This window comes from Rhizobium sp. CFBP 13726, from assembly GCF_014841925.1.
In the GTDB taxonomy this organism is placed as follows: Bacteria; Pseudomonadota; Alphaproteobacteria; order Rhizobiales; family Rhizobiaceae; genus Neorhizobium; species Neorhizobium soli.
This window is the reverse complement of sequence record NZ_JACYUU010000002.1, coordinates 761,070-775,474: the sequence shown is the minus strand read 5'-3', so window position 1 is coordinate 775,474 and position 14,405 is coordinate 761,070. Positions and strand designations below refer to the sequence as shown.

General features: G+C 61.7%; 15 protein-coding genes and 3 pseudogenes. 6 read left to right on the top strand and 12 right to left on the bottom strand.

From position 1 onward, the window contains the following. Window positions 1–61: 61 nt before the first annotated feature. From IFT66_RS11010 to IFT66_RS11005, 3 genes and pseudogenes are all read left to right on the top strand, one after another. Window positions 62–1,250 (top strand): annotated as a pseudogene (locus tag IFT66_RS11010) (sigma-54-dependent transcriptional regulator); the annotation flags it as partial. 182 nt (window positions 1,251–1,432) lie between these two features. After that, a pseudogene (locus IFT66_RS23930) lies at window positions 1,433–1,645 on the top strand (helix-turn-helix domain-containing protein); the annotation flags it as partial. 195 nt (window positions 1,646–1,840) lie between these two features. Continuing rightward, complete coding sequence (locus IFT66_RS11005; protein WP_199864805.1) at window positions 1,841–3,820, top strand: DUF882 domain-containing protein; 1,980 nt, start codon at window positions 1,841–1,843, stop codon at window positions 3,818–3,820. On the opposite strand, the gene IFT66_RS11000 is transcribed toward IFT66_RS11005, so the two are convergent. From IFT66_RS11000 to IFT66_RS10985, 4 genes are all read right to left on the bottom strand, one after another. Next, the gene (locus IFT66_RS11000; RefSeq protein WP_192077619.1) at window positions 3,804–5,072 is read right to left on the bottom strand and encodes a flavin monoamine oxidase family protein; all 1,269 of its coding nucleotides are present in this window, start codon (window positions 5,070–5,072) and stop codon (window positions 3,804–3,806) included. The two genes, IFT66_RS11005 and IFT66_RS11000, sit on opposite strands and share 17 nt — an antisense overlap. Before the next feature lie 94 nt (window positions 5,073–5,166). Continuing rightward, entirely contained in the window at window positions 5,167–5,439 is a 273-nt protein-coding gene (locus IFT66_RS10995) for a DUF2312 domain-containing protein (RefSeq protein WP_062460899.1), read from the bottom strand. 97 nt (window positions 5,440–5,536) lie between these two features. Next, a complete protein-coding gene (locus IFT66_RS10990) occupies window positions 5,537–5,845 on the bottom strand; it encodes a DUF1244 domain-containing protein (RefSeq protein ID WP_113167692.1) in 309 nt (102 codons plus the stop codon). Window positions 5,846–5,868: 23 nt separating this feature from the next. Further along, on the bottom strand, window positions 5,869–6,666 hold the full coding sequence (locus IFT66_RS10985) for an N-formylglutamate amidohydrolase (protein ID WP_192077618.1): 798 nt from the start codon (window positions 6,664–6,666) through the stop codon (window positions 5,869–5,871). Window positions 6,667–6,956: 290 nt separating this feature from the next. Between IFT66_RS10985 and IFT66_RS10980 the strand changes: the two are divergent. Together IFT66_RS10980 and pyk are read left to right on the top strand one after the other, a co-directional pair. Then, window positions 6,957–7,331 (top strand): annotated as a pseudogene (locus IFT66_RS10980) (DUF1036 domain-containing protein); the annotation flags it as partial. Then, the gene (gene pyk, locus IFT66_RS10975; RefSeq protein WP_062460890.1) at window positions 7,331–8,770 is read left to right on the top strand and encodes a pyruvate kinase; all 1,440 of its coding nucleotides are present in this window, start codon (window positions 7,331–7,333) and stop codon (window positions 8,768–8,770) included. The pseudogene IFT66_RS10980 and the gene pyk, both read left to right, overlap by 1 nt. 62 nt (window positions 8,771–8,832) lie before the next feature. On the opposite strand, the gene IFT66_RS10970 is transcribed toward pyk, so the two are convergent. The 6 genes from IFT66_RS10970 to IFT66_RS10945 all read right to left on the bottom strand — a co-directional run bounded on the left by IFT66_RS10970 (window position 8,833) and on the right by IFT66_RS10945 (window position 12,715). Beyond that, window positions 8,833–9,870: an alpha/beta fold hydrolase gene (locus IFT66_RS10970; protein WP_192077617.1), complete on the bottom strand. Its 1,038-nt coding sequence runs from the start codon at window positions 9,868–9,870 to the stop codon at window positions 8,833–8,835. Window positions 9,871–9,879: 9 nt separating this feature from the next. Further along, on the bottom strand, window positions 9,880–10,533 hold the full coding sequence (locus IFT66_RS10965; RefSeq protein ID WP_113109770.1) for a tetratricopeptide repeat protein: 654 nt from the start codon (window positions 10,531–10,533) through the stop codon (window positions 9,880–9,882). Between the two features lie 107 nt (window positions 10,534–10,640). Further along, on the bottom strand, window positions 10,641–10,766 hold the full coding sequence (gene ykgO / locus IFT66_RS10960; protein ID WP_003497670.1) for a type B 50S ribosomal protein L36: 126 nt from the start codon (window positions 10,764–10,766) through the stop codon (window positions 10,641–10,643). 144 nt (window positions 10,767–10,910) lie between these two features. Then, the gene (locus IFT66_RS10955) at window positions 10,911–11,984 is read right to left on the bottom strand and encodes a 5-(carboxyamino)imidazole ribonucleotide synthase (RefSeq protein ID WP_113109771.1); all 1,074 of its coding nucleotides are present in this window, start codon (window positions 11,982–11,984) and stop codon (window positions 10,911–10,913) included. An 8-nt stretch (window positions 11,985–11,992) separates the two neighbouring features. Continuing rightward, window positions 11,993–12,490, bottom strand: coding sequence for a 5-(carboxyamino)imidazole ribonucleotide mutase (gene purE, locus IFT66_RS10950; RefSeq protein ID WP_062582383.1), 498 nt, complete (start codon window positions 12,488–12,490; stop codon window positions 11,993–11,995). A 21-nt stretch (window positions 12,491–12,511) separates the two neighbouring features. Then, window positions 12,512–12,715: a YdcH family protein gene (locus IFT66_RS10945; protein WP_062461867.1), complete on the bottom strand. Its 204-nt coding sequence runs from the start codon at window positions 12,713–12,715 to the stop codon at window positions 12,512–12,514. A gap of 229 nt (window positions 12,716–12,944) precedes the next feature. On the opposite strand from IFT66_RS10945, the gene IFT66_RS10940 reads away from it, so the two are divergent. Next, on the top strand, window positions 12,945–13,121 hold the full coding sequence (locus IFT66_RS10940) for a YdcH family protein (protein ID WP_082471995.1): 177 nt from the start codon (window positions 12,945–12,947) through the stop codon (window positions 13,119–13,121). 118 nt (window positions 13,122–13,239) lie between these two features. Here the strand turns inward: IFT66_RS10940 and IFT66_RS10935 are convergent, their stop codons facing one another. Together IFT66_RS10935 and IFT66_RS10930 are read right to left on the bottom strand one after the other, a co-directional pair. Beyond that, window positions 13,240–13,497, bottom strand: a complete 258-nt coding sequence (locus IFT66_RS10935) for an ArsR/SmtB family transcription factor (RefSeq protein WP_062460875.1) — start codon at window positions 13,495–13,497, stop codon at window positions 13,240–13,242. 107 nt (window positions 13,498–13,604) lie between these two features. After that, the gene (locus tag IFT66_RS10930) at window positions 13,605–14,390 is read right to left on the bottom strand and encodes a sulfite exporter TauE/SafE family protein (RefSeq protein WP_113167687.1); all 786 of its coding nucleotides are present in this window, start codon (window positions 14,388–14,390) and stop codon (window positions 13,605–13,607) included. Window positions 14,391–14,405 lie beyond the last annotated feature (15 nt).

Here is a 14,405-nt window from a genome sequence, read left to right as displayed (position 1 = left end):
GACACAACTTGCAGCATAAGAGCCCATCAAGGGTGCACGATGAACGTTGCAGGAGCCGAGCATGATTGCCCATGTCCTAGTCGTAGATGACGATCCGATCCAGCGCCGCCTCTTGAAGAATGCCGTCGAACGGTTCGGACATGTCGCCCATCTCGCCGAGAACGGCCTCGTTGCTCTCGACTTTCTCCAGAACCTCAGCGGACCGGTCAATGTCATCGTGCTTGACCTGATGATGCCGGAAATGGACGGGCTGAGCTTTCTTTCAACCATCCGCAGCATGGGCATCGATACGCCCGTCATCGTGCAGACCGGCCAGGGCGGCATCGAAACGGTGGTGGAAGCCATGCGCGCCGGTGCCTTCGATTTCGTCGTCAAACCGGTGTCACCGGAGCGGATCGGTGCGTCGATCGGCAATGCCTTGAAGGTTGGCCAGAAGGAAACCAAGTCGCGCACCGGTCGACGTCGCGCCGGCATCGTCGGTTTCAACGATATCGTTTCGGCAAGCCCGGACATGCTGCGCGTCATCGATCTGGCCCAGCGCGCCGCGCATTCCAACATTCCGGTGGTGCTCGAAGGCGAATCGGGCGTCGGCAAGGAAATGGTGGCCCGCGCAATCCAGTCCGCGAGCGACCGCGCAGGAAAGCCGTTCATCACCGTCAATTGCGGTGCCATCCCGCACAATCTTGTCGAGAGCATCCTGTTCGGTCACGAGAAGGGCGCGTTTACCGGCGCCTCCGAGCGTCATACCGGCAAGTTCGTCGAGGCTGACGGCGGCACGCTGTTCCTGGACGAGATCGGTGATCTTCCGCTTGAAGTTCAGGTGAAGCTTCTGCGCGCCGTGCAGCAGGGCGAAATCGAGACTGTCGGGGCCGGCAAGGTCCAGAAGGTCAACGTGCGGCTGATTTCGGCGACCAACAAGGACCTGATCGAGGAAGTCCGGGCAGGGCGGTTCCGCGAGGACCTCTATTACCGTCTCAACGTCTTCCCCATCACCATCCCGGCGCTGCGTCGCCGCAAGGAAGACATTCCGCATCTGGTCCGGGTTTTCGCCGAGCGCTTTTCGGTGGAACAGAAGCTCGAACGCAGTGTCGGGATCAGCGCCAGCGCGATGGCACTTCTGACCGCCTACGACTGGCCGGGCAATATCCGCCAGCTGGAAAACGCGATCTTCCGCGCCGTGGTTCTGACCCAGGGCGACAAGCTGACGGACGAAGATTTCCCTCAGATTGCAGCTCAGCTGCCGGAATTCCGCAGCGAAGAATTGGCCGCGACCGGCGCTGCCGTGCAGCCTTCATCGCTCGAGATGGATCCGCGTCCGCGTCTGCGGCACGAGGCCGTTGTCGATGGTGGCTTCCCGATCCCGGTACGGTCCGCCATGCATACCCAGCCAATGCGGCCCGATCCGCGCGCGCTGCTGGCGGCCGCCTATCCGGCTTCCGACAACGTCATCGTCAGCACGGACGACACCGGCGAAGTGCGTAAACTGGCCGACGTGGAAGAAGAGCTGATCCGTTTTGCACTGAAATTTTATCGCGGACAGATGAGCCAGGTGGCGCGCAAACTCGGCATCGGGCGCTCGACTCTCTACAGAAAACTCAAGGATTATGGCATCGATCCCGACGATCCGCTGAAGGAAGCGGCCTGAATCGGCGCGAAATCGGGATTTTAATGACGATAATCTTCGCGCAAGCCTCTTCCCCTAACCTTGTCAATCTCTCATTAGCAATTCATTGACTATACGAGAGGTGCTTGTGCTTGTGTGACACATTTGCCATGCTGTCACCGCATTTAGCAGTCAGATGAGACGACGAGGGTAGTTGTCGACAGGACGGGGAACGCTTTGCCGTATTTCAAAGTTCAGAAAACGCCTTCGGGTGTGCGCTCTGACGATGACCGTGCGGCGCGCGTTGGCGCCGGATCTGGTCGTCTTGCAGGGATCAGATCGTCGATCTTCAAGCGGATCGCCAAGCGTTTCGTCGTGGCGTCGACCCTTGCTGCAATTGCATTTACGATTCTTCCAGCTTCGGTGCACGAGGCAGAGGCCGCTGGCGATACCCGCAGCCTGAAGCTCTATTTCGTCCACACCGGCGAGAAGGCCACCATCACCTACAAGCGCAATGGCCGATTCGATCCGCGCGGTCTGGCACAGCTCAACCAGTTCCTCCGCGACTGGCGCCAGAACCAGCCGACGAAGATGGATCCGCGCCTGTTCGACCTGGTTTGGGAAGTCTACCAGCGCTCCGGCGCCACCGATTCCATCCACATCGTCTCCGCTTTCCGTTCGCCGACCACAAACGGCATGCTGCGCGGTCGCTCGCGCAAGACCGGCGTCGCGAAGAACAGCCAGCACATGCTCGGCAAGGCGATGGACTTTTATATTCCGGGCGTGAAGCTCTCGACCCTGCGGGCGCTCGCCATGCAGATGCAGGTGGGCGGCGTCGGCTTCTACCCGACTTCCGGTTCCCCTTTCGTGCATCTCGATGTTGGCGGCGTTCGTGCCTGGCCGCGCATGACCCGCAAGGAACTGGTTCAGATCTTCCCGAAGGGCAACACGCTGCATCTCCCGGCTGACGGCAATCCGTTGCCGGGCTACGAGGTCGCTCTCGCCGATTACAAGAAGCGCGTTGGTTCTGACTCGATTGCGATCGCCAGCACAGCCGGCGGCTCGATCCGCGGCGAAGCACCCAAGCGTCGCGGGTTCCTTGCCGCACTGTTTGGCGGCGGTGGCGCCGACGAGGTCGAAGACAACGAAGACATGAAGGCACCAATGGTCGCCAGCCGTGGAGCACCGCGTTCCGCTCCGGCTGCCGACGATGGCGAAGAGGCACCGGTCGCGACTGCACGGGTTGCGCCGACGCCGACTGCGCCGACGCCGACTGCACCGACACTCGTTGCTGCTGCTGAGCCGGTCGAGCCGGCGATTGCAGCGCCTGTGCCGCTGTCACGGCCGGCCTTCCGTTCCGATTCCAGCACCGCGGGTCCGGGTGGGCTTGCCACGGCGCTCTATCAGCCGACCCGCAATGCGGCGCAGGACGCGCTTGCCATGCAGACGGCTGCTGCAGCCGATGTGCAGCGGGCTGAAAATTTCGCCGATCTGTCCGGTTACGCCATTCCGGTTCCGACCCTCCTTGGTCCTCGCGGGCTGAAGGGTGATGCGGAAACCAGCGTCTTGACTGCCTCCATAGAGCCGGCGCCATTCGAAAACCTTGGCTCCGTGCCAGTTCCGATCCACCGCCCGGGTGCTCCAGCAGCGCCGCTCGTTGCATCGCGCCCGCAGAGCGATCAGCAGAGCCTTACGCCGGAACTGGTGGCAGCGCTGTCGCGAAGCGTCGAAGCGCCGGTTGTTCCGGCACCGCAGGCGGCGCCAGCAAGAGCGCCAGCCCAGGCCGTCGCCGTGTCGGCACCGGTGCCGATGGCCGCGCCTGCGCAGCGCCAGATGGCGGCTATTTCGCCCAAGGTGATCCAGCCGTCTACCAAGCAGATGCAGTTCGGCGACGGGTTTGACGCGCCGCGTCCTGCAACGGCGTCGCTGGGTACCATGCCGAGCTACGGCACCGCCAAGAGCGGCCGCTCCGGCAAGCCTGCGACTGCACAGGGGCAGGCCAAAGCTGGCAAGAACGGCTTGACCGGTGACATGGTGGCGAAATGGGCGGTGAACAACAATCGCGCCGAAGGTCAGAACCCGGTTTCGATGAAGGCGCCTCGCGTGGTCAGCCGGACGCTCGATCGTGATTATTCGGCCGGTTACACCAGCAGCGGCTTCAAGCCTGTGAGTGCTGCCGTCGCCATCGATCCCAACCGGTTCAGCGGCCAGGACTGAGTTTCAGGACTTTGGCCGCCACCTGTTTGCCGGCGACGATTGCGCCCTCGACATAGCCCGGGAAAGACGGCGATAGTTCCGACGATGCGAAATGTAGCGGCGGCATGCCGGTTGTCAGGGTCGCTTCCGCATCGGTGGCGTCGAGACTGGTGATCACGTCACTATAGGCGCCGTCGCTCCAGCGGTCGTCGACCCAGTCACGCATGCGAATGTCCAGACTGTGTCTGGCCTCGTCGCCCAGCGCCTCCGCCAGTTTCTCAATTACGAACGTTTCAAGCTCACGGGCGGGCTTGTCGTGCCACGTCGCCGCCAAAGGTCCGCTGACGAAGACGATCAGTCCGGCGTAACCGTCGCGACTGGCGTCGCAGGCAAACAGGCCTTGCGGATCATTCCACATGGTCATGCCGCTGAGATCCCGGTCTCGCCAGAAGGGTCGCTCAAAGCGGATGTTGAGCTTGATGACCATGCCGGAGATCCACGCATCCAGTGCTCTTGTCAGATGCGGCGGGAGTGCTGGGGCGTAGGACAGGCGGCGCGCCATGATGGGCGGCACGGCGAGCACGACCTGCGCGGCCGTCATTTTTCCTGTGCCGATCATCAACGTGACGCCGTCACCGGAAATGGCAAGCTCAGTGACAGGCATGCCAAGCCTTAGCCGATCGCCGAGAGTTGCCGCCAGATCGTCGGCCAGCGCATGCATCGTGCCGGCGAGAAACAGCTCGAGTTCGGACGTGGTGTTGGTGATGCGTCTGTCGTTTGCCGCGAGATAGGTGAAGGCAATCTCCTGCGGCGCGCGGCACCAGAGGCCGGTCACCATGCGCAGAAACCCCTGCCGTATATCGTCCTCGACCGGCTGTCTCTGCGCCCAGTCGTAAGCCGTCAGCTTTCTGAGCGCCGGATCGGAAAGATCGCTCGCGATCATCGTCTCGCGCAGTTCATCGACGCCGTTCCAGATCGCTTCTGCCCGCCCGCGGGGGACTTCGGGAAGGTATGTGGTGTCGCCCTCGGCATAGGTCTTCACAAAGGTCCTGCCGAACTCTCTTGCCAATGAGACCACTTCCGGCATGTCGCGGCAAAAGAACTGTCCGCCTGCATCGACGGCCGTGCCATCCTCAAAAACCTGCGCCTCGACGCGGCCGCCGACGCGCTCCTGCGCTTCGAGCAGAACAACGTTCACGCCCGCTTTCATCAGCTGCGTTGCAGCAGTCAGACCGGTAAAGCCGGCGCCGACGACGATGACATCATAATCCATGACCGATTCCGAGCGTCTCTGAGGAAGATGCGATGCTTGCGCCCATGAAAAAACCCGCCGTGGCCGGCGGGTTCCTTGTCGTCTTCGAAATTGTTTAGGCGGCGTCCTGTTCGGCCGGGCTTTCGATCATGCCGAGGGCTGCCAGATAGGTGTCGAGGATGAGGTCCTCTTCCATCCGCTCCTGATCGTCCTTCTTGCGAAGGGCGATGACCTTTTTCATGATCTTGGTATCGTAGCCCATGCCCTTTGCCTCGCCGTAGACATCCTTGATGTCGTCGGCGATGGTCTTCTTCTCTTCTTCCAGTCGCTCGATACGCTCGATAAATGCGCGGAGCTGGTCGCGGGCGACGCCATGAGCATCAGACATCGGGGCCTCCTGATCTTGATCTGTGTTGATTGGCTGTCACCTGCCGAAAAGCGGCGGCAAGGTCAAGGCCCAAATACGCGGGCCTTGTCCGTGGGCGTCAGCCATGGGTCGGCTTGTTGCCCTCGAATGCGGCTTTTTGAGCGCCTGTGGATTCCGACTGGTGCAGATTTTTCCAGTCCTCGTAGGGCATGCCATAGACGATCTCGCGGGATGCATCCTTCGTGAGCGCAAGGCCTGCCTCGTCGGCTGCGTCCTTGTACCAGTTGGACAGGCAGTTTCGGCAGAAGCCGGCCATGTTCATCAGATCTATGTTCTGAACGTCGGTCCGCTCGCGCAGATGTGACACGAGGCGACGGAAGGCTGCAGCCTCGAGCTCGGTCTGCTGTTCCTTGGAAAGTTCGGTCATCGTGACCTCCTTTGTCTGAACGCTCACGCGGGGTAGGGGCCGGTGCGCGACGGAAAGATTTTGTACTCGTGCAATGTGGGGTCTGCATTGAGCGTCGTGAAGATCGGCGCCAGTCTTTGTGCCCAGTCCTCGATGCCTTGCTCGTCGCCGATCAGGTCCTGGCGCACTTCGAGCAGGGTGTGCGGAATGCCCGGGATCATGCAGTGCCGGTACATGGTGTCGCCCCGGAGTGCGCCGTCATAGGGTTCGTTGTCGCCGACGACGATATCGCCGGGAAGGCGAAGCTGCTCGATCAGCGGCACCACGACACGATCGTCGGTATCCCACAGCACGCCCGCATGCCAGGGCCGCGGCGTTTCGCGCCAGTACGGCGTGAAGGAATGCAGCGACAGCACAAGCGGTGCCCGGCCGGACGCGCTGGCCTTCGCGATCGTCTGCTCGACGGCGCGGTGATAGGGCCGGTGGTAGGTGGCAAGCCGAAAATCCCATTCTTCCTGGGTGATGGGATGATTGCCGGAAACGATGGCGCCGTCGGAGATCTTCATGATCAGCGTCGGATCGTCTTCGCCGCGGTTCGGATCGATCAGCAGGCGGGAAAAGCAGCCGAGCACGGCCGGCACGTTCAGAATGTCGGCCAGCCGGCGGGTCAGTCCCTCGATGCCGATATCGAAGGCGATGTGGCGCCGGAATGCGTCTTCTGGCAGGCCAAGATCGCCGTAGCGGGCGGGCAGGCGGTTCATTGCGTGGTCGGCGAGAAGAACCATCCCGCCGTCATAATCGCCGTCTATGATTTCGAACGGTTGGAAGTCGTCTGTGTCCATCGGGGCTTGTACCATTGTTTTGCGCAGCCTGTCCCGGTGATATCTCGGCCGTTTCCTGCCATGGTCGCCGCGGACAAGGCAAGCGGCCCCCGGCGGGCGTTCAGAATATAATCGATTAGATTGCGTTGACTTTCAAACCCTGCCGCGCGAGAAAGTGCATCACGAATAACCATGGAGTCCTGACGGAAACCGTGTCGAAAAAATCCCTTAGAACATATCTTTCCGCCCTGTTTTCTGTGCCTGCCGTGGCATCCGCGCTCTGCGTCAGTGCGCCGCTGTTGATGGCGTCTCCGGCACTTGCGGATTTCCGCGTCTGCAACGGAACCCAGAACCTCGTCGGCGTGGCGATCGGCTACCGTGCCAAGGATGGCTGGAACACCGAAGGCTGGTGGCAGGTACCCGCATCAACCTGCGCGACGCTGATCGAAGGCGAGCTGCAGTCCCGCTATTATTATCTCTATGCCGAGGACGCGGCCCGCGGCGGCCGCTGGACCGGCGGCGTCAACATGTGCGTCGCCGAGAACGAGTTCAAGGTCGTCGGCGTCGACGACTGCTTCACCCGTGGCTTCCAGCGCATGGGTTTCAAGGAATATGACACGGGCCGTCAGGGCAGCTGGATGGTCCAGCTTTCAGACACGTCCGGATCCCAGGAAGGCCAGAATTGATGAGGCGATACCGCAAAGTTAAGATCCTTGCCACACTCGGCCCGGCATCCTCCGACGAGGAGATGATTGCCAAGCTGCACGAGGCAGGCGCGGATCTTTTCCGCATCAACATGAGCCATTCGAGCCATGAGATGATGCGGACGCTGATCGAGCGTATTCGCTCCGTCGAAAAGAAATCCGGTCGCCCGATCGGCATCCTCGCCGACCTCCAGGGTCCGAAACTGCGCGTCGGCAAGTTTGCCGATACCAAGGTGACGCTGGTCCCAGGCCAGACGTTTACACTCGACAATAACGAGGCTCCCGGCGACGAGAACCGAGTCTTCCTGCCGCATCCCGAAATTCTCGAATCGGTGAAGGTCGGCGATCGCCTGCTGATCGATGACGGCAAGCTGGCGCTGCGGGCCGAAAAGGTCGACGGCACGTCGATCACCTGCACTGTCGTTGCCGGCACCGGCATTTCCGACCGCAAGGGTGTGAGCCTTCCCGATACGCTGCTCGCCGTTGGCGTGCTCACCGACAAGGACCGAGCCGATCTCGATGCCGTGCTTGAGACCGACGATGTCGACTGGGTCGCTTTGTCCTTCGTTCAGCGCCCGGAAGATCTCGCAGAAGTTCGCAAGATTGCCCGTGGCCGCGTCGGCATCATGTCGAAGATCGAAAAGCCGCAGGCACTCGAGCGGATCGATGAGATCATTGATCTCTCCGACGCCGTCATGGTGGCCCGTGGCGATCTTGGCGTCGAAATGCCGATCGAGGCGGTCCCCGGCATCCAGAAGCAGCTGACACGCGCATGTCGCCGTGCCGGCAAGCCGGTCGTGGTCGCGACCCAGATGCTGGAATCGATGATCAGCGCGCCGGTTCCGACCCGCGCCGAAGTTTCCGACGTCTCGATCGCCGTGTTCGAAGGTGCCGATGCGATCATGCTGTCGGCCGAATCGGCGTCCGGTCAGTATCCGGTCGAAGCCGTTTCGATGATGGCGTCGATTGCCCGCAAGGTGGAAGATGATCCGCTTTATCCAAGCATCATCTACGCGCAGCGCGCCACACCGGAAGCAACCGGTGCCGATGCGATCTCGCTTGCTGCCCGCCAGATTGCAGAGACGCTGCGGCTCGCCGTGATCGTCACCTACACATCGTCGGGCACAACAGGCCTTCGCGCCTCGCGCGAGCGTCCGAACGTTCCGATCCTGGCACTGTCGCCGAGCGTCAAGACCGCGCGTCGACTGTCGATCGGCTGGGGCATGCACTGCGTCGTCACCCACGACGCGACTGACCTCGACGACATGGTCAACAACGCCTGCCGCATCGTCGCCTCCGAAGGTTTTGGTAAGCCGGGCGACCGGATCATCATCTCGGCCGGCGTGCCACTGGGCACACCTGGCGCCACCAACATGCTGCGCATCGCCTATATCGGTGCAGATGGGCAGAGTGGGGTTTAAACCCGCTATCAACAGCGTGAAATGAAAACGGCCGTCGGAGTGATCCGGCGGCCGTTGTCGTTTCAGGTCTTTTCGATCGAGAAATCCATGTCCGGCATCGGCTCGTCGACCACTTTCGCCAGTCGCGCCTCGACCCTGCGGGCAACGGACTGCAGGTCGCGGTGGTGACCCGCAAGCTTCTCGATCCCGGCGATGGCGAGATCGGTCGCGAGGTAATCCGGCTTGTGGCCGAGGCCGCGGATGACGACCAGTTCGGCGCCGGCGACGGCGGCCGTCAGCGCCTTCGCATGGATATCCATCGAGACGATCTTGTCGCTGTCGCCGTTGATGATCAGCGTCGGTGCGGTGATCTCGCTGTAGCGCGGTGCGACCTTGGTGACGTAGTCGTTGAGATTGGCGACGTCGATCGCGTTGTTGCGGAAGTTCTCAGGCCGCAACACCAGTGCGGTGGCGCCGCCGTCGAGGTAGCGGTCCGGACGGGGGTTGGGATGGAAGACGGCATGGGTTGCCTTCTCCATCAGCACCAGCCCGGCAGGCAGCGCCAGGAAGCGGGTAAACAGGCGTCCGAGATAAGGGCGGGCTGCGAGATTGTAGTACCAGTCGACGCCGCCCGGCCAGGGATGGGTGGCGGGCGCGAGAAGAAGCAGGCCTGCCGTCTTTTCCGGATGGTAGAGCGCGAAGGATGTGGCGATCGCACCCCCGAAGGAATGGCCGACGATGATCGCCTTCTCGATGCCGTAGCGATCCATGAGGCGAGCGATCGTTTCGGCCTGGCCATCCGGAAAGCCGTTCTCTTCGCCGCCACGCTCGGAATAGCCGTGACCGGGACGGTCGACGAACAGCATTTCGGCGCGCCCTTCGAGCGGCCTGCGGAACGCTGCTTCCTGGTCCTTCAGATTGCCGCTGGCGCCGTGGATGAAGACGATGGGGGGAAGGTCGCTCTCGGCTGGGGCTGCGACATGAAGGGCGTTGATACGGATATCGCCGAGATCGGTGAGTTCACCGTCGTTCGGAAGGTTGGCCTCGATCGCTTTCGCCTTCCAGGCCGTGAAGCCGAAGCCGAATGCGATGAGAGACAAGATGAGAGGTACAATCCCCATGGCGGCCCATCAGGTTCGGTTGCCGGCGATCTTTTCGGATAGCTTGGTCACAGCTTCCTGCGCCTCGCGATCGGCGGGGTAGATGTCGAGATAACGCTCCCACGCATTCAGCGCCTGGCTGTCCCGTCCGGCTTCGGTGAGGATTCCGGCAAGACCGGCCAGAGCGCCGAAATGGCGAGGCTCGCGCTTCAGCACTTCGGCAATATCGGCCATCGCCTTGCGCTGGTCGCCCATCGCGTAATGCATTGTGGCGCGGCGGTTCCAGCCTTCGACATAGGCGGGATCGATGAGAGTGACGCGGTCGAGGAAGTCGAGGGCGGCGGCGTTGCGCTTTTCCTTGGCGGCCGTGGCCGCCCAGCCCATCAGGAGATTGACTGTGGGACTGCCCGACTCACCCATGTTCATGGCGATCTGCGTGGCGATGCCGCGCGCCTTTTCCGGATTGCGCTCACGTTTCAGTGCCGCAAATAGTGGGTCGACCCTGGCGTTTAGAGGCTGGCCGGCATTCGGTGCTGCCTCCGGAACGCCCTGCTGCGGACTTTCCAGCGGCGGAGCGGGCGGCATCGGCTGGGATGGCGGCATGGGCTGGGGCAGCGTCTGCGCAAAGGCAGGCACCGCAACACACACAGCAAGGATCACGAAGCTTGAACGAAAATAGCGCATGCGGATAAAGTAATCCGCATGCGCCGAAGGTCAAACCCGAAATTTCACGCTACCGACAATTTGATCGTCTCAGGCGTGCCCGGACAACCCGTCGATATCAGCGCAAATCAGCCCTGGCGGGCCTTGAAGCGCGGGTTCTGCTTGTTGATGATGTAAACGCGGCCCTTGCGGCGAACCAGACGGTTATCGCGATGACGAGCCTTCAGCGCCTTGAGCGAGTTCTTGATCTTCATTGTACTGGTCCAGAAGTCTGTGGGCTCAAAGAGCCGCTTGTCTCTATCAATCGAAAGCGTGCCGCCTATCTGTCGACGAGGGGCGCGCTCAGGTTGGCGTGCAGATAACCCGTGGCTGGATGCGTGTCAACCTTGTGACGCACTTTATGACCGGGTTTTCCGCCCCTTCAGCTCCGTGACATGGCCCATTTTCCGGCCCGGACGGGATTCCGTCTTGCCGTAGAGGTGGACCAGCACGTCGGTCCTCGCGAGCCAGCCGGGCACGTCGAGGATGTCGTCGCCGATCAGGTTGGTCATCACGCAATCGGAATGACGGCGCGGATCGCCGAGGCTTGCGCCGGCCACCGCGCGGATATGCTGCTCGAACTGCGAGACCACGCAGGCAGCCTCTGTCCAATGACCGGAATTGTGCACGCGCGGTGCGATCTCGTTGGCAATCAGGGTGCCATCGGCCATCACAAAGAATTCCATGCCGATCACGCCGACATAGTCGAGGGCAGCGAGGAGCTTTTCGGCGGCACTGCGCGCGGTCTGCGCGGTCGTGTCTGGAATGGTCGCGGGCAGGGTGGAGGTATGAAGGATGCCGTTGCGGTGGATGTTCTCGGCCGGATCGTAGCAGGAGACCGTGCCATCCTTGGCACGCGCGGCGATGATCGAGATTTCGCGCTCGAAGGGCACGAAGCTTTCGAGAACCATCGGCACCGAGCCGAGGTCCGCATAGGCGCCATCGGCCTTGTCGTCGCTGGAGCGGAACACGCGCTGGCCCTTGCCGTCGTAGCCCATGCGGCGGGTCTTCAAGACACCCTTGCCGCCGAAGTCTGCAAGCGCCGCTTCGAGATCGGACTGGCTGTCGACCGCGTGAAACCTTGCGGTCTCGATGCCGCAGCCGTTGAGGAACTGCTTTTCAACAATCCTGTCCTGCGCCACTTCCAGGGCCTTGGCCGGCGGGTAGACCGGAACCGACTGCTGCAGGAACTCGGCTGCCTCGACCGGTACGTTTTCAAATTCGTAGGTCACGACGTCGCAGCGGCTGGCGAGATCGGCCAGCGCCGCCCTGTCGTCGTAGGCCGCCGTGATCTGTTCGTTCGCGACCTGGGCGGCCGGGCAGTCGGCCTGCGGCTCAAGGATGATGATGCGGTAGTTCAGGCGTGCGGCAGCGATCGCCAGCATGCGGCCGAGCTGGCCGCCGCCGATTATGCCGATGGTGCGGATCGTCATGATGTTTCTCAGGGTGCTTCGTCGATGGGATATTCGGCGACCGATGCGGTGTGGTGCGCGCGATAGGCGTCGAGCCGGTCGGCAAGGTCATCGTCGGAAAGGGCAAGCACCGCTGCAGCAAGAAGGGCGGCATTGATCGCGCCGGCACGGCCGATGGCGAGCGTGCCGACGGGAATTCCGGCTGGCATCTGGACGATCGAGTAGAGGCTGTCGGTTCCGCTCATCGTTTTCGACTGGACGGGCACGCCGAACACCGGAAGCGGCGTCAGGGCCGCTGTCATGCCCGGCAGGTGGGCAGCGCCGCCTGCACCGGCGATTATGACCTTGAAGCCCTCGTCGCGGGCGCTCTTGGCGAATTCGTACATCCGGTCCGGCGTGCGGTGTGCCGAGACGATCCGCGCTTCGTAACCGATGTCGAGCGTATCAAGCGTGTCGGCGGCGTTCTTCATGGTCTCCCAGTCGGACTGGCTGCCCATGATGATGGCGACTGCGGGTCTTTCTGACATTCCAGGCCCTTTAAGGTGAACTCAAGCGATGATGTCGGGAATGATCTGGTCTTCGATCTGGGTCATCCGGTCCTTGATGGCCAGCTTCTTCTTCTTCATGCGCTGGATGCGAAGAGCCTCACAGCCGACCTTGATCATGGCATTGATCGCGGCGTCGTAATCTTCGTGTTCCTGGCGAAGTTTCGCGAGTACCAGCCGGTTATCCGCCTGTTCCTGATCACGCATGCTCAGTCCCCATTTTTTACGCCGGCTTTTTGCAAACCCCGGCTTCATCCGCAAGCTCCTACCATCAAACCGCGTTAACTGGAAGTTAGCCGACGCCACGAATTTGCCGCTGAGAGACCATGATTTCTCCTTCGACAAAGCGGACCAACCGTGTCACACTTCTGTTGCAAACCTGAAGCCTTGGCTCAGAGGAGTGCCAAGGCAGGTACCTAAGGAAGGAACATGCCACATGACCGTCCAGGCGCATATCGCATCGCTTGAAAAGAAGCACGGCGACCTCGAAGAGGAACTCCAGTCCGTTCTCGCATCTCCATCCGCCGACGATCGTGAGATCGCAGAGCTCAAGCGCCGCAAGCTGCGCATCAAAGACGAGGTGGAGCGGTTAAAGACCGACACCCGTCATTAGGCGATCAAAAGCGCCACGCGCCTCACGTACATTCGTGAGAGGGTGCCCACAGCGGCACGATAAATTCCAAGACTAAAAGCAACAGTTCTGGTCGTAACGTCACAGTCGCGGCCAGAATTCACGTCCAGAACTGGTCGAGCCACAGGTTGAGCCGGGTGAAGCCGCTGCCGTTCACGGCATAGATGCGCCGCGTTCCCTCTGGTGTGACAGTCACGAGATCGCTGTCCAGCAGTGCTTTCAGGTGCTGCGAGACGGCCGGCCTGCTGATCGGCAGTCCTTGTGCAAGTTCATTCACGGTTTTCGGCGCGCGTCTCAGCTCTTCGAGGAGATGGCGCCGGTTCGGATCGGCAATGGCTGAAAACGGATCGAGTGTCATAGTTTGAAGCTAAGCATAACTTGACGAAGCATCAACCGTTTTCGTGTCTCGCGACCGGCGGAAGGCCTTATTGTAATTGGGTTTTTTATGATGTTCGGATGGACCGGTCAGATCGGCAGGCCGTCCCACAGTAGCTTTACGCCGGCAACGAGAGCGAGCGCGTAGGTCATCGGATAGAACACTTCCGACTTCAGATGCTTGACGATCGCGGCACCGAGCATGGTCGAGACCAGGGCTGCCGGCAGCAATGTCGCCGAGATCGTCAGGTTTTCGGCCCCCAATGCGCCGAGAAGGAAATAGGGGATGATCTTGACGGCGTTGACGATGGCGAAGAAGCGGATGCTGGCCCCGGTGTATTTCTTAGGATCCAGCTTCATCGGCAGAACGTAGATCTGGAAGGGCGGGCCGCCGGCATGCGCCACGAAACTGGCATAGCCCGACAGCGCGCCCCAGAACGTGGCGGCCGCCGGACGATGCGGCAGTGCGGCGGCCGGACGGTTCTTAGCCGGGCCGTAGACCTGCCAGAAGTAGCGGAGGGCGAAGAAGATCGTTGCTGCCGCAATGACGATCCGCAATGCGTCGTCGGAGACATAGGCCGATGTTGCCCAGCCGAGCGCGATGCCGATGACACCGCCCGGCAGGATCATCAGCAGGGTTTTTCTGTCGTTGAAATGGCGCCAGGACCAAAGCGCCACGATATCCATCAGGATCAGGATCGGCAGGAAGATCGCCGCCGCTTTGACCGGGTCGACTGCAAGCGACATCAGCGGCATGCCCATCAGGCCGATCGCGCCGCCAATGCCGCCCTTGGAAAGCCCGACCAGCATCACGGCGGGCACCGCTGCGGCAAAGAAGGCGAGGCTGAGCGTATCGGAGGAAAATATGTCTGGCATGGGCACTTCAGGCTT

Bases quoted from the DNA above. Each gene is read 5' to 3' on its own strand.
- IFT66_RS10965 (WP_113109770.1), bottom strand. From the start codon at position 10,533: ATGCGCTATTTTCGTTCAAGCTTCGTGATCCTTGCTGTGTGTGTTGCG.
- IFT66_RS10935 (WP_062460875.1), bottom strand. From the start codon at position 13,497: ATGACACTCGATCCGTTTTCAGCCATTGCCGATCCGAACCGGCGCCAT.
- IFT66_RS10970 (WP_192077617.1), bottom strand. From the start codon at position 9,870: ATGGGGATTGTACCTCTCATCTTGTCTCTCATCGCATTCGGCTTCGGC.
- IFT66_RS10985 (WP_192077618.1), bottom strand. From the start codon at position 6,666: ATGGACACAGACGACTTCCAACCGTTCGAAATCATAGACGGCGATTAT.
- IFT66_RS10945 (WP_062461867.1), bottom strand. From the start codon at position 12,715: ATGCGTGATCAGGAACAGGCGGATAACCGGCTGGTACTCGCGAAACTT.
- IFT66_RS10995 (WP_062460899.1), bottom strand. From the start codon at position 5,439: ATGTCTGATGCTCATGGCGTCGCCCGCGACCAGCTCCGCGCATTTATC.
- IFT66_RS10955 (WP_113109771.1), bottom strand. From the start codon at position 11,984: ATGACGATCCGCACCATCGGCATAATCGGCGGCGGCCAGCTCGGCCGC.
- IFT66_RS10940 (WP_082471995.1), top strand. From the start codon at position 12,945: ATGACCGTCCAGGCGCATATCGCATCGCTTGAAAAGAAGCACGGCGAC.
- pyk (WP_062460890.1), top strand. From the start codon at position 7,331: ATGAGGCGATACCGCAAAGTTAAGATCCTTGCCACACTCGGCCCGGCA.
- IFT66_RS10930 (WP_113167687.1), bottom strand. From the start codon at position 14,390: ATGCCAGACATATTTTCCTCCGATACGCTCAGCCTCGCCTTCTTTGCC.
- IFT66_RS11000 (WP_192077619.1), bottom strand. From the start codon at position 5,072: ATGGATTATGATGTCATCGTCGTCGGCGCCGGCTTTACCGGTCTGACT.
- IFT66_RS10990 (WP_113167692.1), bottom strand. From the start codon at position 5,845: ATGACCGAACTTTCCAAGGAACAGCAGACCGAGCTCGAGGCTGCAGCC.
- ykgO (WP_003497670.1), bottom strand. From the start codon at position 10,766: ATGAAGATCAAGAACTCGCTCAAGGCGCTGAAGGCTCGTCATCGCGAT.
- purE (WP_062582383.1), bottom strand. From the start codon at position 12,490: ATGTCAGAAAGACCCGCAGTCGCCATCATCATGGGCAGCCAGTCCGAC.